General features: G+C 44.5%; 22 protein-coding genes. 9 read left to right on the top strand and 13 right to left on the bottom strand.

Annotated elements, in window-relative coordinates; translation table 11 throughout:
- Nucleotides 1-65: 65 nt before the first annotated feature.
- Together AB6F11_RS08670 and AB6F11_RS08665 are read right to left on the bottom strand one after the other, a co-directional pair.
- Nucleotides 66-356: a type II toxin-antitoxin system RelE/ParE family toxin gene (locus tag AB6F11_RS08670; protein ID WP_005377002.1), complete on the bottom strand. Its 291-nt coding sequence runs from the start codon at nt 354-356 to the stop codon at nt 66-68.
- On the bottom strand, nt 346-594 hold the full coding sequence (locus AB6F11_RS08665; protein ID WP_004730320.1) for a type II toxin-antitoxin system Phd/YefM family antitoxin: 249 nt from the start codon (nt 592-594) through the stop codon (nt 346-348). Before AB6F11_RS08665 ends, AB6F11_RS08670 begins: the two co-directional genes overlap by 11 nt.
- A 204-nt stretch (nt 595-798) precedes the next feature.
- Between AB6F11_RS08665 and AB6F11_RS08660 the strand changes: the two genes are divergently transcribed.
- Entirely contained in the window at nt 799-1,299 is a 501-nt protein-coding gene (locus AB6F11_RS08660) for a hypothetical protein (RefSeq protein WP_104216111.1), read from the top strand.
- Nucleotides 1,300-1,360: 61 nt separating this feature from the next.
- Here AB6F11_RS08660 and AB6F11_RS08655 read toward each other — a convergent pair whose 3' ends face one another.
- Entirely contained in the window at nt 1,361-1,759 is a 399-nt protein-coding gene (locus AB6F11_RS08655; protein WP_102398497.1) for a hypothetical protein, read from the bottom strand.
- A gap of 195 nt (nt 1,760-1,954) precedes the next feature.
- On the opposite strand from AB6F11_RS08655, the gene AB6F11_RS08650 reads away from it, so the two are divergent.
- Nucleotides 1,955-2,434 (top strand): Sbal_3080 family lipoprotein, encoded by a 480-nt coding sequence (locus AB6F11_RS08650; protein WP_017068825.1) that lies wholly within the window; start codon nt 1,955-1,957, stop codon nt 2,432-2,434.
- A gap of 141 nt (nt 2,435-2,575) precedes the next feature.
- Here AB6F11_RS08650 and AB6F11_RS08645 read toward each other — a convergent pair whose 3' ends face one another.
- Both AB6F11_RS08645 and AB6F11_RS08640 read right to left on the bottom strand, forming a co-directional pair.
- Complete coding sequence (locus AB6F11_RS08645) at nt 2,576-2,929, bottom strand: membrane protein (RefSeq protein WP_017068500.1); 354 nt, start codon at nt 2,927-2,929, stop codon at nt 2,576-2,578.
- A 383-nt stretch (nt 2,930-3,312) separates the two neighbouring features.
- Complete coding sequence (locus AB6F11_RS08640) at nt 3,313-4,890, bottom strand: EAL domain-containing protein (RefSeq protein ID WP_102393748.1); 1,578 nt, start codon at nt 4,888-4,890, stop codon at nt 3,313-3,315.
- Between the two features lie 381 nt (nt 4,891-5,271).
- Here AB6F11_RS08640 and AB6F11_RS08635 point away from each other — a divergent pair, with 381 nt between their 5' ends.
- Together AB6F11_RS08635 and AB6F11_RS08630 are read left to right on the top strand one after the other, a co-directional pair.
- Nucleotides 5,272-5,682 (top strand): lysozyme inhibitor LprI family protein, encoded by a 411-nt coding sequence (locus AB6F11_RS08635; RefSeq protein WP_102393749.1) that lies wholly within the window; start codon nt 5,272-5,274, stop codon nt 5,680-5,682.
- 174 nt (nt 5,683-5,856) lie between these two features.
- Nucleotides 5,857-6,648, top strand: a complete 792-nt coding sequence (locus AB6F11_RS08630) for a carbon-nitrogen hydrolase family protein (RefSeq protein WP_102393750.1) — start codon at nt 5,857-5,859, stop codon at nt 6,646-6,648.
- An 84-nt stretch (nt 6,649-6,732) separates the two neighbouring features.
- Here AB6F11_RS08630 and AB6F11_RS08625 read toward each other — a convergent pair whose 3' ends face one another.
- From AB6F11_RS08625 to AB6F11_RS08595, 7 genes are all read right to left on the bottom strand, one after another.
- Nucleotides 6,733-7,734, bottom strand: coding sequence for a substrate-binding domain-containing protein (locus AB6F11_RS08625; RefSeq protein WP_102398498.1), 1,002 nt, complete (start codon nt 7,732-7,734; stop codon nt 6,733-6,735).
- 151 nt (nt 7,735-7,885) lie between these two features.
- A complete protein-coding gene (rbsK, locus tag AB6F11_RS08620; protein ID WP_102398499.1) occupies nt 7,886-8,830 on the bottom strand; it encodes a ribokinase in 945 nt (314 codons plus the stop codon).
- A gap of 206 nt (nt 8,831-9,036) precedes the next feature.
- Nucleotides 9,037-9,915, bottom strand: a complete 879-nt coding sequence (gene rbsB, locus AB6F11_RS08615; protein ID WP_102398500.1) for a ribose ABC transporter substrate-binding protein RbsB — start codon at nt 9,913-9,915, stop codon at nt 9,037-9,039.
- A 127-nt stretch (nt 9,916-10,042) separates the two neighbouring features.
- Nucleotides 10,043-11,029 (bottom strand): ribose ABC transporter permease, encoded by a 987-nt coding sequence (gene rbsC, locus AB6F11_RS08610; RefSeq protein WP_102393752.1) that lies wholly within the window; start codon nt 11,027-11,029, stop codon nt 10,043-10,045.
- The gene (rbsA, locus tag AB6F11_RS08605; protein WP_102398501.1) at nt 11,026-12,531 is read right to left on the bottom strand and encodes a ribose ABC transporter ATP-binding protein RbsA; all 1,506 of its coding nucleotides are present in this window, start codon (nt 12,529-12,531) and stop codon (nt 11,026-11,028) included. The genes rbsC and rbsA overlap by 4 nt, the downstream gene beginning before the upstream one ends.
- An 89-nt stretch (nt 12,532-12,620) precedes the next feature.
- Nucleotides 12,621-13,040 (bottom strand): D-ribose pyranase, encoded by a 420-nt coding sequence (gene rbsD / locus AB6F11_RS08600; protein WP_029224920.1) that lies wholly within the window; start codon nt 13,038-13,040, stop codon nt 12,621-12,623.
- Nucleotides 13,041-13,241: 201 nt separating this feature from the next.
- The gene (locus AB6F11_RS08595) at nt 13,242-13,556 is read right to left on the bottom strand and encodes a winged helix-turn-helix domain-containing protein (protein ID WP_017060852.1); all 315 of its coding nucleotides are present in this window, start codon (nt 13,554-13,556) and stop codon (nt 13,242-13,244) included.
- An 85-nt stretch (nt 13,557-13,641) separates the two neighbouring features.
- Here AB6F11_RS08595 and AB6F11_RS08590 point away from each other — a divergent pair, with 85 nt between their 5' ends.
- Nucleotides 13,642-14,154 carry an outer membrane beta-barrel protein gene (locus AB6F11_RS08590; RefSeq protein WP_240698121.1) on the top strand — a complete coding sequence of 171 codons (513 nt, stop codon included), beginning with the start codon at nt 13,642-13,644 and terminating at the stop codon, nt 14,152-14,154.
- Between the two features lie 115 nt (nt 14,155-14,269).
- On the opposite strand, the gene AB6F11_RS08585 is transcribed toward AB6F11_RS08590, so the two are convergent.
- A complete protein-coding gene (locus AB6F11_RS08585) occupies nt 14,270-15,313 on the bottom strand; it encodes an endonuclease/exonuclease/phosphatase family protein (protein WP_102320980.1) in 1,044 nt (347 codons plus the stop codon).
- Between the two features lie 337 nt (nt 15,314-15,650).
- Between AB6F11_RS08585 and AB6F11_RS08580 the strand changes: the two genes are divergently transcribed.
- The 4 genes from AB6F11_RS08580 to yejF are packed head-to-tail and all read left to right on the top strand — an operon-like array spanning nt 15,651 to nt 21,333.
- Nucleotides 15,651-17,546 (top strand): extracellular solute-binding protein, encoded by a 1,896-nt coding sequence (locus AB6F11_RS08580; protein ID WP_017068488.1) that lies wholly within the window; start codon nt 15,651-15,653, stop codon nt 17,544-17,546.
- Nucleotides 17,547-17,558: 12 nt separating this feature from the next.
- Complete coding sequence (locus AB6F11_RS08575; RefSeq protein ID WP_004730359.1) at nt 17,559-18,647, top strand: microcin C ABC transporter permease YejB; 1,089 nt, start codon at nt 17,559-17,561, stop codon at nt 18,645-18,647.
- Nucleotides 18,648-18,678: 31 nt separating this feature from the next.
- Nucleotides 18,679-19,701, top strand: a complete 1,023-nt coding sequence (locus tag AB6F11_RS08570; protein ID WP_017060847.1) for an ABC transporter permease — start codon at nt 18,679-18,681, stop codon at nt 19,699-19,701.
- Nucleotides 19,702-19,710: 9 nt separating this feature from the next.
- Nucleotides 19,711-21,333 (top strand): microcin C ABC transporter ATP-binding protein YejF, encoded by a 1,623-nt coding sequence (yejF, locus tag AB6F11_RS08565; RefSeq protein ID WP_102320979.1) that lies wholly within the window; start codon nt 19,711-19,713, stop codon nt 21,331-21,333.
- Nucleotides 21,334-21,370 lie beyond the last annotated feature (37 nt).

Genomic DNA, 21,370 nt, shown 5'->3' with positions numbered 1-21,370 from the left:
TAAGTACCACATAAGTGTGGCAGATCCTCGGTAGGGGGAATCCATGTCATTCGTTGATACCGCAATCAATCATCTAACCTTTTCATAGCTTTACGGTAAACATCGCTACGTTCGCGTTTTCCGACTGCTAAGACGGTTACAATGATGACATCGTCTTCAACTTTGTAGACGAGACGGTAGCCCGATTGGCGCAGCTTAATCTTATACATGTTGTCAGCTCCAGAGAGTTTTGAAGCCGGAACATGCGGGTTATCTAAACGCTCGATTAGCTTTTTCTTAAATTGTTGTTGAAGCGTTGAGCCAAGCTTTTTCCACTCTTTGAGTGCACTCTTTTTAAAGTCGAGTTTATAGGTCATCAATATTTACCGAAATACTCTCTTCAGATTCACGCTCTTTCGCAATAGTTAGTAGTTCAAGATCTTCGAGTCTGTCCATCATCATTTCGTACGCTTCGGCTGGTACGCAATAAAATGCTGGCTCATTTCGGTTCAGTACAGCAACAGGTTCACCGTAAGCACTAGTTGCAACTTTCATAGGGTTAGCTTTCAACTCAGTAATGCTTGCAGCAACATCGGCTAAAATTCTAGTGGTCATTTAATAGGTCTCTTAAGTGGTCTTTATTTTGGTCATTTTAGCCTCAATCAAGCGGTATAACAAGTTGCTTAAGAGTGATTCGCAACACGTGGCATTTTTACTATGCGTTGGTTTATGTGTTTAAGGTATTATGCGGACGCTAAGGTATTGGGTTGCTTATACCTTAACGCGGCGTTTGCCTAATCCAATAGTAAGTGAGTCTATATGACAGATAACATTTGGGAAGACAGAGAAACACCAAATCTTGAGCACATTCTCGAATTGTTCAACAACACTGAGTTGGGTGCATATCTAACAGGTCATTTATTGCTTGAGTCAGTATTAGTTCAATTAATAGAGTTGAAGCTTGATGATAGTGAGAAGATAAACCCATTTAACATGAGTTTTCCTAATAAGGTTAAGTTAGCGCTTAATCGCGGTTTAATTTGGCAATCAATGGCTGATTTTTTGATCGAAATGAATCGTATCAGAAACAGGTTAGCACATCGTTTAGGTGAGCCCATTACTTTTGATTTAGTCTTTGGTTTAGCCAAGGTTGCTCACTTGGGCGGCGTTGATTTTTCTGATGACACCATACATTCTGATTATCAGTTGTCTCAACAGTGGTATGGTATTCAAGGAATCATCCAAGAAATATTCCAAAATGCCGCACAAGACCTTTCATTTATAATAGAAGAGCATGGTGGGGAATTTCAGTTTGCTTAGGCTAACAAACGTTTAAGAATCAACCCAACCAAACAGGGCGCCAATAACGGCGCCCTTTGTGTTAGTTGGACACGCTGTAAGTGTCGTAATTGCGAAGTAAGAAGATTGCGATACAGGCTGCGAGCATTGGCCAAGAGGCGAAGAACAGTAGGTTGTTGAACGGGTCCATGTATTTTCCAAAAGAGGCGAAAGTTGAGCCTGCATGCAAGACCAAAATGGCTCCGTAGGTGTACTTTTTCCACATGCCTACAACGAATGCGCCTAAAAATCCGAGCTGCGCGACACCCAGAGCCATCATCGCATTGTTCGAGATGTCGATGCCGTAAAAGCCAGACAGTACTTTTGTCGCGTGCTCAGGGACAAGGATCTTATCCAAGCCCCAGAATAAGAAGACGATAAAAATGCCGATTCTCAGCAGTAGTAGGCTAGTCGCCAGTTTGGTTTGAAGTGTCTTTTCCATGATATCCCTTGTGATGCATTCAATGATGCGATGATTTAAATGTTCATCAAAGGAGACCCATAGCCTTCGCGTTTTCTTTCGCAGTTTTTTAGTGCCTTATGTAACAAGGAATGTCTGATTAACCTTTGCTTATATAATATGTCATTTTTTTGATGTGGTATCATTCACGCAGTTAACTGTTAATGGATATATAACGTGAAAAAATACCTACTATTATCGCTTTCGGTTTTAATTTTGGCTGGTTGTGGAGCCCCTCGTTACACTGGGAGCGCGATTCCAGAACCTACGACTGAAGTTGATGTTGTTATCGTTAAAGACGCTGAAACACGTGAAGGGTTTTTAAATACTATGGAAACGTGGCTGCAAGATAACGATTATACCTACACCGTCGTACCTGATAAGTCGAAGCACGATCTTGATAAGCTGACATTGGAGTATGAAGGCCATTGGAGCTGGGACTTAGCGTTGTTCTTAAAGCAAGCGGAGATCAATGCTTATCAGAACGGACAAAGAGTAGGTGAAGTAGAATTTAAAGTCCCATACACGGCTAACCCAAACAAATTTGGTAATGCAGCTAAGCGTATTGGTTTTATGATGGATACGGTATTTGGTAAGAAAACTGCTGAAGAAGCAACGAAAGCAGCTAATTCATCAGATTCAAAAGCGACGAACTAGTCTAATTAGTTTACTAACTTATACCTTTGTTCGCTTTCTATTTTTCTTTAAGCTCTGCTCGAATAGACGAATAGACGAATAGACGAATAGACGAATAGACGAAGCCGTCGCTTTAAAGCTGCGGCTTCGCATCTTTTCATATTAATTAAAACTCTTGTCTGAAGTAATTTTTGCTAAACCAGCAATCAACTTCCAAAGCGTGTAGATCGCGGCAACAAGAAGAACAACATAGCCAATAACAAAAACGGCTGTTAGAGCGCCAATGATAGTAAGCACAATCGAAACAAAGAATGTTTTGGTGATGTTGTCGTAGTGATCCGCAAAGACAGTCCCTTGAGCATCGGACTTTTTAACGATGCCCCAAATACCACCTGCAAGAAAACTAATACCAGTAAAGAAGCCTAATAGCATTAACGCATACGCGATGATGGCATGAGTTTTTGCATTTTTGTCCTTCTCTGAGAGCCCCGTATTAATTACTTCAGTATTTTCCATGTGATTGATTCCTAGGTTAATTTAATCACGCACATGATACGGTATTATCTTGTTGATGGTCACGAATTAGTTGCTTGTTGCATATGTTACATGCTGCGTTGTGATGTGTTTGGTATTGTGTAGAGTGTATGTCTCACTGGGTCTTTGTTGATAAAAAAGACATTAACGAAAAGATTGATTGGAACAAAAATCACGCTGATAGCATGCTAGCGATTACGAGTAGTCATAAAACCAACCAAAACACGCGTCGATAATTTAAGTCACAAATATGGTAAAAGCCTGCCTGGGTGTAAGAGTGGGGAAACGTACCGTAAGCTAAAGTGACGCGTTGTACTAAGCATTATTCTGAACTGTATCTTCAGCGCTTATCCCATCGAACCTGTTTAAAGCTGCTCACATTTTGGTGTTGAAAAGGATGATTCCTCAACGTTATCGGACTCAAAATGCTGCTGCCTGAGTAAGCTGACAGTCAGGTTTATCGGCATCGGCTTATAAAAATAGAAGCCTTGGATATAGTCGACACCGAGCTTAGATAAGATTTTCACTTGGGATTCATACTCGACACCTTCGACGATGACTTGCATGCCTAAGGAGCGTGATAGTTGAAGCATGGACTCTAGCAAAGGGAGACCAAAGCTGGATTCGTCGGATATGTTTTTCACAAACACGCGATCGATTTTGAGAATGCTGAACGGGAACTGTCTTACGAAATCTAACCCTGCGTATCCTGTACCAAAATCATCAATCGCGACTCTGACGCCCCTGTTCGATAGCTTGGTTAGGTTGTCTCTAATTTTGACCATGTCGGCATCAGAACATTCACCATATTCGGTTACTTCAAAAACCACCTGCTTGAGGATCTCAGGGTGTCTTTTAAAGATGCTGATCACTTTGTTAGAGAAGTTACTGTTAGACACTACGTTGCGGCTGATGTTGACGCTGATGTACTTTGAGTCGAACACATCTTGATTGCTTTTCAACGTCATTAATACTTTGCGCAGCACGAAGTAGGTGAGCTCCTCAATTAAGCCTAAGCTTTCAGCAAGCGGAATGAAAATAGCCGGGGAGACGTTACCTTCAATTGGGTCGTTCCATCGTAATAGTGACTCACAGCCGACGATCTCATTGGTGTTTTGGTTAACGATAGGCTGCATGTGAACATGAAGGTGTTGGTTTTTTAGCGCACTTGAAAGCGAATATTCTAAGCTGCGTTGGCTCTGCTTTTTATGCTTGATGGAAAGGAGAATAATGGTGGTGATTCCGGCCATCAAAAAGCCAAACCATAAATAACTCAACATGAAGTGAAGATAAAACTGATACCCAATGTATGAGGTGATGGTCAATGGGTAGGTGTTTGATTGTATCCGCACCTTGGCGATTGATGAGTCAATATCGGTAGGGTGGATATCTCTTTTGATTACTTCAACTTTGGCCTGTATTCCATGGCTGCTCAGGTTTGTTTCAACAAGGTCATAGATGAAGTGTGGCGGAATCATCAGGCTCACTCCGGCATCTTCTTTGTTCGAGAAAATGAGCATGATGGACTGAACTTGCGTGATGGCCGAGTTGGAATACGACAGGGTTGTTAAATTCGGGTCGTCATTGAGTCGCTGCCTGATGGTGCTGTATAGGCGAAATGAAACGTCACCATCGGTGGTTGAACAGTAAAATCGGTTCTGTTTATTGAATACCGCTGCTTCTTTTACCCAATCGGCTTCAAAAACGTTTTGTCGAAGCTGTCTAACGATCGCGTCGCAAGACTGTTCAGGTCTAACTTCAGATAAAAAACGGTCGAACCTTGATTGGATCCTTTCTAACCTAGTTTCGACTAACCTTGATGTGTCTTCGGTTAATGTTTGGTAGTGATACGGTGTAAAAGGAATGAGCATTGCCATGGAAAAAAAGAAAGAGATGGCAAAGTAAAATGAAGTCTTGGCAATGTTTTGGTACTTGATATCCATAGTTGGAGAAGCGTTACCGATTTATGTGAGCATTCGATTTAATTTATAAAGTTAGCGTTTAGGTAGCAATATAAATAATTAATAGTGTGAATGCAGGCACGAATTATTGATATAAATAATATGTTTTCTAGTTTTACCAGCAAAATCTGAGCGTTATCTCATTTATTTGAGTTGGCGAGGCGTCATTTTTGATGATTTATGCGGATAACAAATGCTTATATCCTGATAAATTTTATTGTTATTTGCTCTGGCTGAATGAGCTGAATGAGCTGAATGAGCTGAATGAGCTGAATGAGCTGAATGAGCTAAATATTGAGCCACGTTTAAATAAATAAAGTCACGACACGATTCGTTTTGGTGGTGGCAGCATAAAGGATGATTATGACAAAACTGATATCGGCACTCATAGCGGTGTGCTTCTCATTCTCTGCGTTGGCCTACGAAGGTGTTGTAGATTGCGAGAATGCGATGAATACCATCGAGATCAATCACTGTGCGGCAATTGAGTTGGAATCTGCACAAGCGGAACTGGATAAATACCTTGCGGTCAGCTTTGAGCACAATGCTTACGATGCTGAGCTGGTGGCGTCAATTAAGAAGGCTCAGGAGAGCTGGCAGGCGTACATGACAGCACATTGTGACTCTGTGTACACCCAATGGCGTGAAGGTTCTATTCGAGGGGTTATGGCGCTTTCCTGCAAGACGACGTTAACCAAGCAGCGCACGCATGAGGTGTGGGTGAATTTCTTAACCTATATGGACAGCACGCCTCCCGTTTTACCAGAGCCTTAATTAGCGCCTTAGGCAGGTTTAAAATACGTACAGGACTGTGCACCTGCTTCAACCTTTGGCGGGCGAATAAGAAAGCGATAGGGGATTGCCTTACTCTTTCGTTCTTAGTTCTTAGTTCTTAGTCTCTAGCTTGAAGCATTACAGCTTGAAGTTTTACGTAGCAAGGATTCGATTTTGAATAATGTCAGTATCACGCTTATTCAGCTTGAAGTTGAATACAAAAACAAACAAAAGAATATAGATTCGGTCTCTGATCTTTTGCAAGCGGAGCCGTCAGTTGGCGATATTACTTTACTGCCTGAACTGTTCACTACTGGGTATATTTTTAATGAGGCTGAAGAAATTCATGAATTGGCTGAAGACTTCGCCGACAGCAGTACTATTGATTCATTAACTCAGCTTGCAGCGAAGCATGACACCTTGATTGTTGCAGGCATTGCCGAGAAAGATAGCGGCCAATATTACAACAGCGTCGTGGTTGTGGATGCTTCCGGTTTACGACACAAATATAGAAAAATCAGTCAAACCAAATTCGATAAGCAGTATTTCTCGAGAGGGGAGGAACGCCTCTCGTTTGAGCACAAAGGCTTAAAGTTTGGTGTCGCGATTTGCTTTGATATTTGGTTCCCGGAGATCATGAGAGGGTATCAGTCGGTCGACGTTATTCTTCACCCTGCCAACTTCGGTGGGCATCATAGTTTTGCCATTGCTCAAGCGAGAGCCTTGGAGGAAGGGTGTCACATGGTTACTTGTAATCGCGTCGGGCAAGATGTGGTTAATGCGTTTACCGCGACTTATTGTGGTGGAAGCCGAGCCTACTCACCCAAAGGGGAGTTAGTGACTAAACTTAACGACAAGCAATCGGTAGAAACCGTGAGTATTCAAGATCCCTCGATTGCGCCGCAATACAATGGCGTCGATGTGTTAGACGAAATACAGCAAATCGCATCTGTGTTGAATCGCTAAGAAGATAAGTGAAGTGCATTAGGAGCGAAAAGGGCAAGGTTTTTTAACCTTGCCCTTTGTTGTTTAGATCTCTAAGAAGGCGCTTTAAATGGCTTTTACGCTGCTTCGTTCAACAAGAGTAGGTTCAAGTTCAACGACTTGCGGATAAGCATCTGGAGTTTGTAATCTGCTCAAAAGCGTATCCACTGCGGTTTTACCTAAACGATGTTTTGGCTGGTGGACAGTGCTTAACGCGGGTGTCATGTACTTCGACAGGTGGATGTCATCGTAGCCAATGATAGACAGATCATTCGGAATCGATGTGCCATCTTGCGTCGCAGCGTGAATCACGCCCATCGCCATCATATCGTTACTGACGAACAAGGCAGACGGCATTTCGCCACGAGTTTTCAATGTCTGATAAGAGTCAAAACCACCGTCACATTCAAAGTTGGATTCAACAATCCACTTAGGGTTGATCTCTAAATTGGCTTCTTCCATTGCTTGCTTGAAGCCTTGATAACGAGACGAAGCTTGATTGCGGTGGAGTGGCCCTGTGATACAACCAATTTGAGAATGGCCGTTATCAATCAGGTGCTTAGTTGCCATGTAGCCACCTTGGTGCGAGTTGTCTTGGATCTTATCGCTCGCAAACAACATAGGGCCCCAATCCATTACTACAACAGGCAGTTCTGGGTAGCGCTCGAATACATCGATATGTTCTCCTTCAAGGGTAGAACACATTAGCATCAGGCCATCGACACGCTTTTGCAGCAAGGTATCGATAGAGGATTTCATGCGTTCGCTATCGCCTTCGGTGTTACACAAGATAAGGTTGTAGCCTTTTTCGTAGCAACGACGTTCCACACCCTTTACCACTTCGCCAAAGAAGGGGTTGGTGGATGTGGTCACTAGCATTCCTAAGGTTTTGGTTTGCTTCATTTTCAAGCTGCGAGCCAATGCAGAAGGCGCATAGTTGAGTTCTTTAGCCGCACTGTTAACACGCTCAGCAATCTCTTCACTGACAAAGCGTGATTTGTTGATCACGTGGCTCACGGTAGAAGTCGAAACCTTTGCGAGCCGTGCGATGTCTTTCATTGTTGCCATAAAAAATCCTTGTGGGAATAACCTTCCACGTTGGGCGATATTCTGCCTGAAAACAGGGGCTTATGCTTGTTATTTGTTGTTACCGAATTTGAAGGCTAACATCCGTTAACCACGGTTAGCTCAGGAGTTAAGCCTTCAAATAGCTATCAAGCTAAGCAGACAGTCGCTCTGCCAAAAACGCATCAGTTTCAGCTCGGCTTGGAATAGACGTTTGAGCACCAAAGCGAGTTACTGAAATTGCCGCCGCAGCGTGAGCAAACTTAATTGCGCGTTCTAGTGGCATATCTTCAAGCAAGCCTGTCACCAACGCGCCGTTAAAGGTGTCACCTGCGGCAGTTGTGTCTGTTGCTTCAACACGGAAACCTGCGATTAATTCACCTTCGCTGGCTTCATTGCCTTGACCGCGATGACTCACCCACACGCCTTTCGCGCCTAGCGTGATCATTACCGTTTCGATGCCTTTCGCATGCAGAGCCAACGCAGCCTGGTGAGCTGATTCGTTGTCCATCACGGTAATGCCGGTTAGCACTTCAGCTTCGGTTTCATTGGGTGTAATCACGTCAACACAAACAAGCAGCGAATCCGACAATGGACGAGCAGGAGCCGGGTTTAGAATGACTTGCGTGCCACTCTCTTTTGCTACTTTTGCTGCGTATTCAATGCCTTCAATTGGCGTTTCAAGCTGAGTTAGCAGGTATTTAGCGCCGCGAATCTTTTCTAGGTGTGGTTCGATTTGATCGCAAGTCAGCTTGTCGTTGGCTTCCGCAGAAAGACAAATACTGTTTTCGCCTATTGCTGATACTTGGATCATCGCGATGCCAGTAGGCGTGTTGTCTGCAACGATCACACCGTCGATGTTGATACCATCTTTAGCAAAATCTTGACGAATATTGATGCCAAATGGGTCGTCACCGACACAGGCGATGAAGCCAATGTCTGCGTTTAATCTTGCTGCCGCTACGGCTTGGTTTGCACCTTTGCCGCCAGGAATGACCTGATAGTTACCGCCAATCAAGGTTTCACCCGGACGAGGGAACGAAGGAACTTGTAGTACGTGGTCAGCGTTAACGCTACCTAAAACAATCAGTTGAGTCATGATACGAGCCTTATGATATATCGTATTTGAAAATGCATGGGTCTTTCTCATGGTATTCATTGCTAGCCTTGTCAGCGGCTTATGAGAAACAGCGATGCACTATCGGGTTTTGTTTTTATGTTAAGTCAGTGAGCTAATGAACTAATGAGTTAAGCAAAGCAGGGGATAGGGGACCCCCTGCTTTATATCGCGTTACCTAGTAACTATTACTTAGCGATGATTTTTAGAGGTACTGGTACGTACTCGTCTACTGTTTCGCCTTTCAGTACTTTGTCTGCCATTTCGATACCTAGAGAGCCGATTAGGTCAGGCTGTTGTGCAACCGTTGCGCCTAGTAGGCCGCGGTTAACTGCAGCGATGCCGTCGTCTGTGCCATCAAAGCCAACGATCATTACGTCTTTACCTGAAGCTTGAACTGCACGAAGTGCACCCAGTGCCATTTCATCGTTTTGAGCGAATACAGCTTGTACGTCTGGGTTTGCAGCAAGCAAGTTTTCCATTACGTTCAGACCTTTAGTACGGTCGAAATCAGCTGGTTGGCTTGCAAGAAGTTCAAGGTCGCTGCCGTTTACTGCGTTCATGAAGCCTTCACCACGTTCACGAGCTGCTGAAGTACCTGCGATACCTTCAAGTTGGATTACTTTCGCTTTTTCGCCCACTTTTTCCATGATGAAGTGGCCTGCCATTTCGCCACCGATTACGTTATCAGAAGCGATGTGGCTCACTACGTCACCACGGCTTGCACCACGGTCTAGTGTTAGTACTGGGATGTTTGAACGGTTAGCCATGCGAATTGCGTTAGACACGGCGTCTGAATCTGTTGGGTTGATCAGGATTGCCTTAACACCACGAATGGTTAGATCTTCAATGTTCGACAGCTCTTTGCTTGGGTCGTTTTGAGAATCCAGAACGATAAGCTTGTAGCCTAGCTCTTCAGCTTTCGCTTCTGCGCCATCTTTCATGGTTACAAAGAATGGGTTGTTCAATGTAGACAGAACGATTGCCATTGTATCTTGCGCCTGTGCAGACACAGATACTGTTGTAGAAAGAAGAGCAGCAGAAATAAGAGTCGCTAATTTTTTCATGGTGTAAGTCCTTTGTGTAGGGGGAGCTAAGAGGTGAGTCCTAGCTCGTTGTTACATTATTTATAGATTCTAATATTTTGAGGTAAAACAGGGTGTTACTTGTATTAACCTAGAGTGTGAATAGGTTTTATTTGTTTTTGTTGTCGACCAATACTGCCAGAAGAATAACCACTGCTTTTGCAATCATCTGGTAGTAAGAAGATACGTCTAGTAGGTTTAGGGCGTTGTTTAGGAAGCCGATAATCAGAGCACCAATCAATGTGCCCATGATACGGCCACGACCGCCAGCTAAGCTTGTCCCGCCAAGAACTACGGCTGCGATAGCGTCTAGCTCATAACCCATACCTGCGGTTGGTTGAGCAGATGACAAACGCGATGCCACGATGATGCCTGCCACTGCAGCTAGCAGACCACAGATTGTGTAAACACCGATTTTTACTTTGTCTACGTCGATGCCTGATAGGCGAGTTGCTGATTCGTTGCCACCCAGTGCGTAAACGTAGCGACCAAAGCGTGTGTGGTTAAGTAGGTACCATACTGCTGCGAATACCACGACCATGATCCATACTGGAACCGGTACACCCATTGCGTAGCCAGTACCGAACCAAGCGAATGCGTCTGCTGTGTCTGTGAAGCCTGTTGAAATAGGACGACCATCTGTGTAAACCATGGTTACGCCGCGAAGTAGTGTCATGGTGACAAGCGTTGCGATGAAGGCTTGAACCTTACCCTTAGCGATAATCACACCACTAATCGCACCTAATGCTGCACCTGCTACAAGAGCGGTTGGTACTGCGATCATCACAGGGATTTCCATGCCAATCATGCTGGCTGCGAACGCACCACAAAGCGCCAGTACAGAACCAACACTCAAGTCGATACCCGCGGTTAAGATAACCAGCGTCATACCTACAGCGATAATTGCGTTAACCGAGGTTTGGCGCAGAATGTTTAGGATGTTGTCGACAGTAAAGAAGTTCGGGTTTAAGAAAGAAACGACAACAATCAGGAAGAGCAAAGCAATCAATGACTTTTGATCAATCAGCCACTCTTTGCTGATTAACGGTTTTTTCTTTGGAGCTTCAGTTGTTTTGCTCATGGTTTTAGTACTCATGCTGCGTCCTCGTTGATCTTTTTACCGACCGCACACGCCAGTAATAATTCTTGGTTTGCTTCTTTAGCATCAAATTCACCGCTTACACGGCCTTCATGCATCACCATGATGCGGTCACTCATTCCTAACACTTCTGGCATTTCAGATGAGACTAAAATGATGCTCATGCCGTCGGCTTTAAATTTATTAATGAGTTGGTAAATCTCTTTCTTAGCACCGACATCGACACCGCGCGTTGGCTCGTCGAGAATCAGTACTTTTGGTTTGGTCATCAAGCCCTTAGCGATAGCCACTTTCTGTTGGTTACCACCAGAAAGGTTGCCAATAATCTGTTCGCGCGTCGGGGTTTTGATGTTGAATAGCTTGATGAAGTCATCTACTGCAATCACTTCGTCTTTATGTTGGATTTGACCGCTCTTTGTTAGTAGGTCAAGTGAACATAACGACATGTTTTCTTTAACAGAAAGCCCTAGAACTAAGCCATCGCCTTTACGGTCTTCAGAGATGTAAGCAATGCCATTCGCCAAGCCATCTTTCGGGCTTACAGGGTTGATGGTTTTGTTTTCTAGGTTGATGACGCCGCGTTCACTTGGAAGGGCACCGTAAATCACTTTCATCAGTTCGGTACGACCTGCACCCATTAGGCCAGATACACCAAGGATCTCACCGCACTTTAGAGTAAAGCTCACGTCATGAACACCAGAACCCGTCAGGCCAATCACTTCAAGACAAGTTTCACCATGGCTCTGGCCGATACGTGGATATTGTTCGTCTAACTTACGACCAACCATCATTTCGATTAGGCCATCTTCGTCGGTGTCTTTTACTTCACACTGACCAATGAACTTACCGTCACGCAGCACGGTGATGTCATCACAAATCTCGAAGATCTCTTTCAAACGGTGAGAGATGTAAACAATGCCACAGCCTTCATCGCGCAATTCGTTAATCACCTTAAACAGAGATTCAGTTTCGGTATCGGTTAGCGCATCGGTTGGTTCATCCATGATGATGACTTTAGATTCAAACGATAGGGCTTTCGCAATCTCTACCATTTGCTGCTCACCAAGGCTCAACTGACCTAGAGGCGTTTTCGAGCTGTGTTTCACGTTAAGGCGTTTAAGTAGCTTGTCTGCTTCTTGGTACATCTCGTTCCACAAGATGCGACCCATGGTGCCCGTGATTTCACGACCTAAGAAGATGTTCTCGGCGATGGTTAACTCAGGAATTAGGTTCAGTTCTTGGTGAATGATACTAATGCCTGCTTGTTGAGAGTCACGCGGTCCTTTAAATGCAGCCGGTTTTCCTTGGTAAGCGATAGCGCCGCTGTCCAAGTGGTAGATACCCGTAAGCACTTTCATAAGCGTGGATTTACCTGCACCGTTTTCACCCATTAACGCCATTACGCGTCCTGGGTAAACGTTGAGGCTTGCCTTATCCAGTGCTTTCACACCAGGGAAGGCTTTCTCAATTGAGCTAAGTTCTAAAATGGCTTGAGTCATGTCGGTTCCTTTACTCGGGGCCAGTTGTATTTGGTTGTGTCTATCTTTTTTCAGCAATGACGCTGGACTGTCGTTGCGTTTCGCATGAGCTAAAACGTTACGCCAGCTTGGAAAATAACATTTGCGTATGGCGTGCATTCACCAGTGCGAATCACCGCGCGGCTTTCATGCGTTCGCTGTTTGAATTCTTCATGAGTGATGTAAGTAATCGAAAGCGGTTTGCCGCAACGCGCTTCTTCTGTCTTGATCAAATCAATCAGCGCAGCGTGGTGCTCTGGGCTCACTTTCGCAAACTCTTCTGCAATCACAACGCCTTCAATTTGAGACTCATCCAGCATGGTTTTTACTGTCTGCTGAAAACTTGGAACACCGTGAGTCAAAGCAAGGTCTATGCGAGTCACATGATCCGGAATCGGCAACCCTGCATCACAAATCGTGATTTCATCTGTATGGCCAAGAGTCGCCACTAGGTAAGAGAGCTCAGAGTTTATTAGGGTACTTTTTTTCATATCACGACCTATCGAAAAATAACGTTTAATGGGTTGAGAACAACTCAAGAAAAAGCCATCGAAACGTTTCGATAGTGATAATAGTGTGTGATTTATCATTTGCACGTTTGATTGTTTTAGAGTGTGATAACGATCATCGAAACGTTTCGATGGGGCGTTTTTTGGTGATCTTAGTCACCGCCATTGATGGCATAAATCCTTTTACGTGGGTTCAATCGATAGCGCATATCCGAACTTACTAATGGTAATGATCTGGACGTTGGATGCTCTTAATCGCGCGAACACATTGCGTAGGTTATAGACTACGTTTGCAAGAACATGTGGTGACGAGAGTTGTCCGTCCCAACACACATCAACAATATGCTCTCTTGAAATCGGTCTTCCCACATTTTCCAATAACAAGCAGAGCACTGCTAATAGGCGAGGGCGCAAAGTAATTTTGTTTCCTTGCTGGTTGGTAATCGTTCGAGCGTCGATATCAATGATTAAGCCGTTGAAGTCTATTGTGTGGTTCATCGTGTTTTCTGTTCGTCTTATTCTAAATTGTGGAGGTTGAGCAAATTGGCCTGCTGTTGGAGCGGGTAATTATTTAAGTGTGCTAATGGTCGAAGTGGGCGGATTAACTGACACGATCAGTGAGCCTATTACTTTTAAAGCCGAAGACAATACTTACCGATTAATTGCTGGTTACAAATTTAACCGCATTGTTTCGGTTGAAGCTCAATACACAGATTTTGGTGATATCGCCCTGAAAACGAAATCTGGTAATAAGGTTTTCACTTGGACACCTCAAATCTTTTCGGTAACGGCGAACCTCGGTTACACGTTTGATAATGGCATTCGTCCATTTGGCACTATCGGTCTGTCGACTATTGATCTAGACATGAAGCTTGCTGATGGCTCTCGCCCTTCAGGAGATGGTTTTGATGATTCGGGAGATGGCATCCGTATGGGTGTTGGTGTTGGATATACGCCACCTACAATGTCTTCGTTGAGCTTTCGCTTAGCGTACGAAGCCGATGCTTTTGATATCGAAGATTACGAAAACGGACACAAGACAGAAGATACTGTTGTTCTGGATTCTTTCTACTTAGGCGCAATGTACACATTCTAAGTTTCATACTTTGCTAAACGGTAAATCGGTTTCTAAATGGGGCGTCGGTTAGCTCAACCCGTTTAGCTAAAGTGGAAGGCCGCAGTTTTTGACTGCGGATTTTTTATGTTTAACTCTAGGCTTCACGAATATGAGCGGTAACAGACACGATGGCATGGTCCGTACTGAATTGGTCGTGTTCAAAGCTTGGATTGGTGAGGTGATGGTCTAACACTGTGTAGCTAGAGATCTCCATCAAACTAGACGAGTTCTGACAATCAAACTCGTTCGACATCAAAATGTAGTCCAGTACAGACCCAGATGCGCCGTAGTAATGGGTTGGCTTACGCTGTTCAAGCAAATCTTCTTCATGTAGCTGATGGTAAAGATCCCAGCTGTCTTTTAATCGAAAGTGGGATAGCCAATGCTTGCTGTTTTCGTCTCGGTTGATTGAGTAACTCAACAGCCCTTTAAACTCATCATTAAATAGAGGCTTATTAAAATCACCCATCAACACAACAGGTTGATCGGTTTGGTAGCGTTGGTTGGTGATGTATTGATGCAGCATCTGAGCTTCTAGGCCGCGTTGGGCACTAGATAGCCAAGAGCCAAGCCGTTCTTGGTGAAAACGAGTGAGCGTGTCACTTTGTGGTTTTGCACCTTGCTGAGCGTTGTTCGTATCGACAGATTCTGCTTTTGGTTCTGTCGGACGTTGTGATTTGAAGTGCACCACATAACAGTCGGTTGAACCTAAATGGGGTAACGTAATCGTCGCGTGAACAGGTGTTCTGTTGAATGAGAATTTGTCGCCAAGGTTGAATGCTGTCAGTAACGTCGAATCTGGCGTAACAGGCTGAACGTTTTCAATCGGGTAACGGGAAGCAATACCAACGACAGGTGAGGTGTATAGGTAATCATCTTCAACGTGTGCGCTATCGACCACTGCAAAGTATGGATAACCTAGGTCGTTCATCAATTGCTCTAAAGACTGCGGGCTAAATATCTCTTGGAAGCCAATCACATCGCAATCTAATGAACGAATCGCTTCAGCCATCCAATGTTGCTTCTTCTGCCATTCTTCGAAGCTGTAGATGTTCTCAAAATCATAATAAGCATTCGGTGGCTCGAGATAGTTCAGAAGGTTGAACGTTGCGAATGTTATTTGGTTTGGTTTGTTCAAAGTGTCATTCCATTTAGACCTAGGCAGCAAGGATACTCCAGTAAAAGTATAGTTTGTTGATTATTTAGAACCTAAACTTCAATTTAGAAGCGAATCAAAGGAAATCTAAGCTGTGGAGGCTTGTGTCATTCAGGCTAAGCAATCAAAGCTCACTGCATCCAATAACTTCGAGTGGTGACGAGTAATTTGTAAATAAACCGTCAGAGATAGAGTGCTGATGGTTTTATTAGTTATTACATGATGTTAGATTTGAACCTATACTTGATTTAACGGCATGCATTCAAAGCCGATAAATCAACTTGAATATAGAATTCATGACATTTGAAGGGAGAGTCAAATGGGAACAGTTTTTCGACGCAAAGCCTCGCAACGCACTCAGTTTTTCAGGTTTAATTTGAAGTCATGTGCAATCATGTTGCCGCTTATTGCTTTACAACCCTCCGTTACTTACGCTTCTGAAACCCAATCAACTCCTGCTGTCACCGTTATTGAAACCACACAACTGGTTGGTTTTGGTGAAGCAAAATATCCAGCCGATTTCACTCACTTCGATTACGTTAATCCTGATGCGCCAAAGCAGGGCAAAGTGACCTATGGCAGCATAGGTACGTACGATAGCTTTAATCGATTCGGTTCCCGCGGCGTTGCTGCAAGTTATACCGGAGAGATTTACGATACCTTGATGTTTTCTCCGAGTGACGAGATTGATGCGTACTATCCATTGATCGCTTCAAAGGTTCGCTACTCCAGTGATTTCACTTGGATGGAAATCGACATCAACCCAAATGCTAAATTCCAAGATGGCGAGCCTATCACTGCGCATGATGTTGCCTTTACTTTTGACAAGTTCTCAACCGAGGGCGTGCCTCAGTATCGTGTGTATTACAAAGAGATTAAGTCAGTAAAAGCGGTCTCTGATTTGGTTGTTCGTATTGAAATGAACAGTCCAAACCGCGAAAAACTGTTTAGCTTCGCGCAAAGCACTCGTGTATTGCCGAAACATTTCTGGAAAGACAGAAAGCTGTCTGAGCCTCTAAGTGAGCCACCAGTCGGTAGTGGTCCTTATAAGATCATCAGCTACAAATCAGGCCAAAGTGTTACCTATGGTCTAGATGAAAACTACTGGGCAGCAGACCTACCAGTTAACGTTGGCCGCAATAACTTCAAGCAGGTGCAATACGATTACTACCGTGACGACACGGTAATGTTGGAAGCGTTCAAAGCAGGGGAGTTCGATCTTCGAACCGAGAATTCGGCTAAGTTCTGGGCTAACTCTTATACGGGCGCGAACTTCGATAAAGGCTACATCATTAAAGAAGAGATCAACCACGAGAAGCCTGAAACGACTCAAGGTTTCGTCTTCAACATTCAATCACCTGTGTTCTCGGATCCTAAAGTGCGTGAAGCGTTAACCTATGCGATGGACTTTGAGTGGATGAACAAGAACATGTTCTATGGTCAGTACAAGCGTACTCGTAGCTACTTCCAAAATACCGACTACGAAGCGAAAGGCTTACCAAGCGAAGCTGAAGTCGAGTTGTTGTCTCAATACAAAGATCAGATTCCACCGCGAGTTTTCACCGAAGAATTCCAACCACCCGTCACCGATGGTAGCGGTCGTATTCGTAGCCAAATGCGTACCGCTTTCAAATTGTTGAAAGAAGCGGGTTGGGTGCTGAAAGACAAAGTCATGACCAACGAAAAGACTGGCAAGCCGATGTCATTTGAGTTGTTGATTTACAGCCCAACCACGGAACGTATCGCAACGCCGGTTCAAAAGAACCTTAAGCGCATGGGTATTGAGATGAAGATCCGTACCATCGATACCACTCAATACATCAAGCGCTTGCGTGATCGTGATTTCGACATGGTTTCGTCGTCATTTTCCGCAAACCCTTATCCTAGCCCGAACTTAATGATCGTTTGGAACTCTAACTACATTGATTCTACTTACAATACTGCAGGTGTTATCGATCCAGTGGTTGACGCGTTAACAGAAGAAATTGCGCGTAACCAACAGCACCCTGAAAAGCTTCTTACACTAGGTCGTTCACTAGACCGAGTATTGCAGTGGAATTTCTACAACATCCCGCAATGGCACGTTGGCGAGTATCGCGTAGCAATGTGGGACAAGTTTGAGCGTCCAGATGTATTGCCTAAATACGATTTAGGTATCGATACATGGTGGATTTCAGAAGAGAAGGCGGCTTTGCTTCCTGAAAAACGTCGCTAGGAGTTAGTTAGCATGGCCGCGTATATATTTCGACGTTTATTGTTGGTGATCCCCACGCTGTGGGCGATCATCACCATCAACTTTTTCATCATCCAGATAGCGCCTGGAGGCCCGGTAGAGCAAGCTGTTGCTCAATTAGAAGGGCATAACTCTGGCATTATGGAGCGTTTTTCTGGTGGTGGACAAGAAGTTGATTTAAGTGAAAGTGATCAAGCGTCTGCCAGTGGCTATAAAGGCTCACGCGGGCTTGATCCTGAAGTGGTTGAAGAGATCAAAAAGCAGTTTGGGTTTGATAAACCGATTCACGTTCGCTACTTCGATATGTTGAAAAACTACGCGACCTTTAACTTTGGTGAAAGCCTGTTTAAGGGTGGTAACGTGATTGATTTAATCATCGAGCGTTTACCTGTCTCCATTTCCTTAGGGTTGTGGAGTACGTTAATCATCTATGTGATTTCGATACCCTTAGGCATTATGAAGGCGATACATCACGGCTCTCGCTTTGATATTTGGTCGAGCGCGGTGGTGATTGTCGGCTACGCGGTGCCGGGCTTCTTGTTTGCGATTATTCTGATTATCTTGTTTGCCAGCGGTAACTACTTCAGTTGGTTCCCATTGCGAGGGCTTGTGTCGAGTAACTTCGACCAGCTCAACTGGTATCAGCAAATTGGCGACTACTTCTGGCACTTGGCGTTGCCCATTTTCGCCATGGTTATCGGTGGATTCGCCACGCTCAGCATGCTGACCAAAAACTCCTTCCTTGATGAAATCAATAAGCAATATGTAGTGACTGCGAGAGCGAAAGGCTTGGACGAGAGCAGTATTCTTTATAAGCACGTTTTCCGTAACGCCATGCTGATCATTATTGCGGGTTTCCCAAGCGCATTTATTAGTATTTTCTTCACGGGTTCTATGTTGATTGAAGTGATGTTTTCACTCGAAGGAATTGGTCTGCTTGGCTTTGAATCAACCATTCAACGTGACTATCCCGTGGTGTTCAGCTCTCTCTATATCATGACCTTGCTTGGCTTGGTGCTGAGCATTATCTCCGACCTGACGTATACCTGGGTTGATCCTCGAATTGATTTTGAAGCGCGTTAATGGCGAACGAATAACAAGGTATTGATAATAAATGTTTAACAACCCTTTAGCTGAAGCTCGTTGGTTACGTTTTAAAGCAAATAAGCGTGGTTTTATCTCCCTTTGGATATTTACCATCTTGTTTGGCTTGAGCCTGTTCGCTGAGATCATTGCCAATGATAAACCACTATTGGTTTCTTATGATAATCAGTGGTTTGTGCCGGTTATCAATGAATATGCCGAGACGGAGTTTGGTGGTGAGTTTGAAACCGAGGCCGACTACAAAGACCCGTATGTTATCGAGCTCATTGAAGACAACGGTTACATCGTGTGGCCAATCATTCCGTTTAGCTACGACACAATAAACTTCGATATTTCAGGTGCGGTGCCATCGGAGCCCGATTCGGTGAACTGGTTAGGGACTGATGATAAGGGGCGAGATGTATTAGCTCGTATCATTTATGGCTTCCGTATTTCCGTTCTATTTGGTTTTATTCTGACCATTGTATCGAGCGTGATTGGTGTCGTGGTTGGCGCAACACAAGGCTACTACGGTGGCTGGGTTGATCTATTCGGACAACGCTTCATTGAAGTCTGGTCTGGTATGCCGACCCTGTTCTTGCTGATTATTTTGTCGAGTTTTATTGAGCCGAATTTCTGGTGGTTGCTCGGGATTATGGTGCTGTTTAGTTGGATGAGTTTAGTCGGCATCGTGCGAGCGGAATTTTTACGCTGCCGAAACTTCGATTATGTGCGAGCCGCGCAAGCCATGGGTGTTGATGACAAACGTATTATGCTTCGTCACATGTTACCTAACGCGATGGTTGCATCGTTAACCATGATGCCGTTTATTCTTTCAGGCTCGGTGACCACACTGACTTCGTTAGACTTCTTGGGCTTTGGTCTTCCTGCGGGTTCGCCTTCGTTAGGCGAGTTGTTGGCGCAAGGTAAAGCTAACTTACAAGCGCCTTGGCTTGGCATTTCTGCCTTCGTCGTGCTTTCACTGATGCTTACGTTACTGGTCTTCGTTGGTGAAGCGGTGCGTGATGCTTTCGACCCGCATCAACAGAAGTAAGGATAGGTTATGACTTCAAATACAACGCCTGCTTCTCCGGTTTTGACCATAGATAAACTGTCTGTCGGTTTCGGGCGAAAAAACTCGATAGAGCAAGTGACACAAGATGTCTCTTTAGAAATATACAAAGGTGAGACATTAGCGCTGGTGGGTGAGAGTGGTTCCGGAAAATCGGTCACGGCTAACTCGATTTTAAAGCTGTTACCAAAAGGCTCGTCTCATTACTTAAACGGTAAGATCAATTTCTCTGGCACCGATATTCTGAGTTGTTCTGAAAGACAGCTACGTGGGATTCGTGGTGGTCGTATTGGAATGATCTTCCAAGAGCCTATGGTTTCCCTAAATCCGCTTCATCGAATTGGAAAACAGCTTGTTGAAACCTTAGCAATTCATCGTGGTATGCGAACCAACAAAGCACAAGCCTTGGCGATAGAGTGGCTTTCAAAGGTTGGCATTCGCTATCCTGAGCAAAAGATTTCAGCCTATCCGCACGAGCTATCTGGTGGAGAACGCCAGCGCGTGATGATCGCGATGGCACTGATCAATGAACCAGAGCTGCTTATTGCTGATGAGCCGACAACGGCTTTGGATGTATCGGTGCAAGCGCAGATCCTCGACCTTCTAAAAGACCTGCAGCAAGAGCTGGGTATGGCAATGCTTTTCATTACTCATGACTTGAGTATCGTTCGTAAGATTGCCGACAGAGTAGCAGTAATGAAAGATGGTCGCTTGGTCGAAAGTAACGACTGTCATACCCTGTTTAACGCGCCTGCTCACCCTTACACTCAAAAACTTATTAACTCTGATCCGAAAGGTTTGCCCGTTCCTGTGTCACCCGAAAGCAAACCGCTACTCGATGTAAATCAACTTCGTGTTTGGTTCCCGATCACGGGCGGTTTATTCAAGCGCACCATTTCTCATGTTAAAGCTGTGACCGACATGGAGTTCACTTTGAAGAAAGGGCACTCAATCGGTTTGGTTGGCGAAAGTGGTTCTGGTAAATCGACGACCGGTATGGCGATACTTAAGCTGGTAGATAGTGAAGGGTCAATCACCTACTCGAGTGAACAGCTTCAAGGTTTAGATCGAAAACAGATGCTTCCGTTTAGAAGCCGTATGCAAGTAGTCTTTCAAGACCCGTTTTCTGCGCTAAACCCGAGAATGTCGGTCGCTCAGGTGATTGGCGAAGGTTTGTTAGTGCATCAACAATTGGATGAGCACGAACTCGACCAACGCATCTGTGACGTAATGAAAGAGGTTGACCTCGATCCTGAAACGCGTCACCGTTACCCAAATGAGTTTTCTGGCGGTCAAAGGCAGCGTATTGCGATTGCTCGTGCTTTGATTTTAAAGCCAGAGTTTATCCTGCTCGATGAACCAACATCGTCATTGGACAGAACCGTTCAAGCTCAAGTATTGGATTTGCTGAAGTCACTTCAAGAAAAGTATGGCCTGACCTATTTGTTTATCAGTCATGATCTGAATGTCGTGAAATCCTTGTGTCATTACACCATCGTCATGAAAGCTGGCGAGGTAATAGAGAAGGGCGACACTGAGACTTTGTTTGGTAATCCGCAGCATGAATATACTAAGCAGTTGGTGAGTCTTTCGAATGTTGGTGGTGTTTTATAACGCAGAGGGTTTGTTTAAAACAAATGGGCTCTGGTTG

The sequence above is a fragment of the Vibrio sp. 10N.247.311.14 genome (assembly GCF_041467715.1).
Taxonomy (GTDB): domain Bacteria; phylum Pseudomonadota; class Gammaproteobacteria; order Enterobacterales; family Vibrionaceae; genus Vibrio; species Vibrio crassostreae_C.
This window is presented reverse-complemented; position numbering and strand designations above follow the sequence as displayed.

Bases quoted from the DNA above. Each gene is read 5' to 3' on its own strand.
- AB6F11_RS08670 (WP_005377002.1), bottom strand. From the start codon at position 356: ATGACCTATAAACTCGACTTTAAAAAGAGTGCACTCAAAGAGTGGAAA.
- AB6F11_RS08665 (WP_004730320.1), bottom strand. From the start codon at position 594: ATGACCACTAGAATTTTAGCCGATGTTGCTGCAAGCATTACTGAGTTG.
- AB6F11_RS08660 (WP_104216111.1), top strand. From the start codon at position 799: ATGACAGATAACATTTGGGAAGACAGAGAAACACCAAATCTTGAGCAC.
- AB6F11_RS08655 (WP_102398497.1), bottom strand. From the start codon at position 1,759: ATGGAAAAGACACTTCAAACCAAACTGGCGACTAGCCTACTACTGCTG.
- AB6F11_RS08645 (WP_017068500.1), bottom strand. From the start codon at position 2,929: ATGGAAAATACTGAAGTAATTAATACGGGGCTCTCAGAGAAGGACAAA.
- AB6F11_RS08640 (WP_102393748.1), bottom strand. From the start codon at position 4,890: ATGGATATCAAGTACCAAAACATTGCCAAGACTTCATTTTACTTTGCC.
- AB6F11_RS08635 (WP_102393749.1), top strand. From the start codon at position 5,272: ATGACAAAACTGATATCGGCACTCATAGCGGTGTGCTTCTCATTCTCT.
- AB6F11_RS08625 (WP_102398498.1), bottom strand. From the start codon at position 7,734: ATGGCAACAATGAAAGACATCGCACGGCTCGCAAAGGTTTCGACTTCT.
- rbsK (WP_102398499.1), bottom strand. From the start codon at position 8,830: ATGACTCAACTGATTGTTTTAGGTAGCGTTAACGCTGACCACGTACTA.
- rbsB (WP_102398500.1), bottom strand. From the start codon at position 9,915: ATGAAAAAATTAGCGACTCTTATTTCTGCTGCTCTTCTTTCTACAACA.
- rbsC (WP_102393752.1), bottom strand. From the start codon at position 11,029: ATGAGTACTAAAACCATGAGCAAAACAACTGAAGCTCCAAAGAAAAAA.
- rbsA (WP_102398501.1), bottom strand. From the start codon at position 12,531: ATGACTCAAGCCATTTTAGAACTTAGCTCAATTGAGAAAGCCTTCCCT.
- rbsD (WP_029224920.1), bottom strand. From the start codon at position 13,040: ATGAAAAAAAGTACCCTAATAAACTCTGAGCTCTCTTACCTAGTGGCG.
- AB6F11_RS08595 (WP_017060852.1), bottom strand. From the start codon at position 13,556: ATGAACCACACAATAGACTTCAACGGCTTAATCATTGATATCGACGCT.
- AB6F11_RS08590 (WP_240698121.1), top strand. From the start codon at position 13,642: ATGGTCGAAGTGGGCGGATTAACTGACACGATCAGTGAGCCTATTACT.
- AB6F11_RS08580 (WP_017068488.1), top strand. From the start codon at position 15,651: ATGGGAACAGTTTTTCGACGCAAAGCCTCGCAACGCACTCAGTTTTTC.
- AB6F11_RS08575 (WP_004730359.1), top strand. From the start codon at position 17,559: ATGGCCGCGTATATATTTCGACGTTTATTGTTGGTGATCCCCACGCTG.
- AB6F11_RS08570 (WP_017060847.1), top strand. From the start codon at position 18,679: ATGTTTAACAACCCTTTAGCTGAAGCTCGTTGGTTACGTTTTAAAGCA.
- yejF (WP_102320979.1), top strand. From the start codon at position 19,711: ATGACTTCAAATACAACGCCTGCTTCTCCGGTTTTGACCATAGATAAA.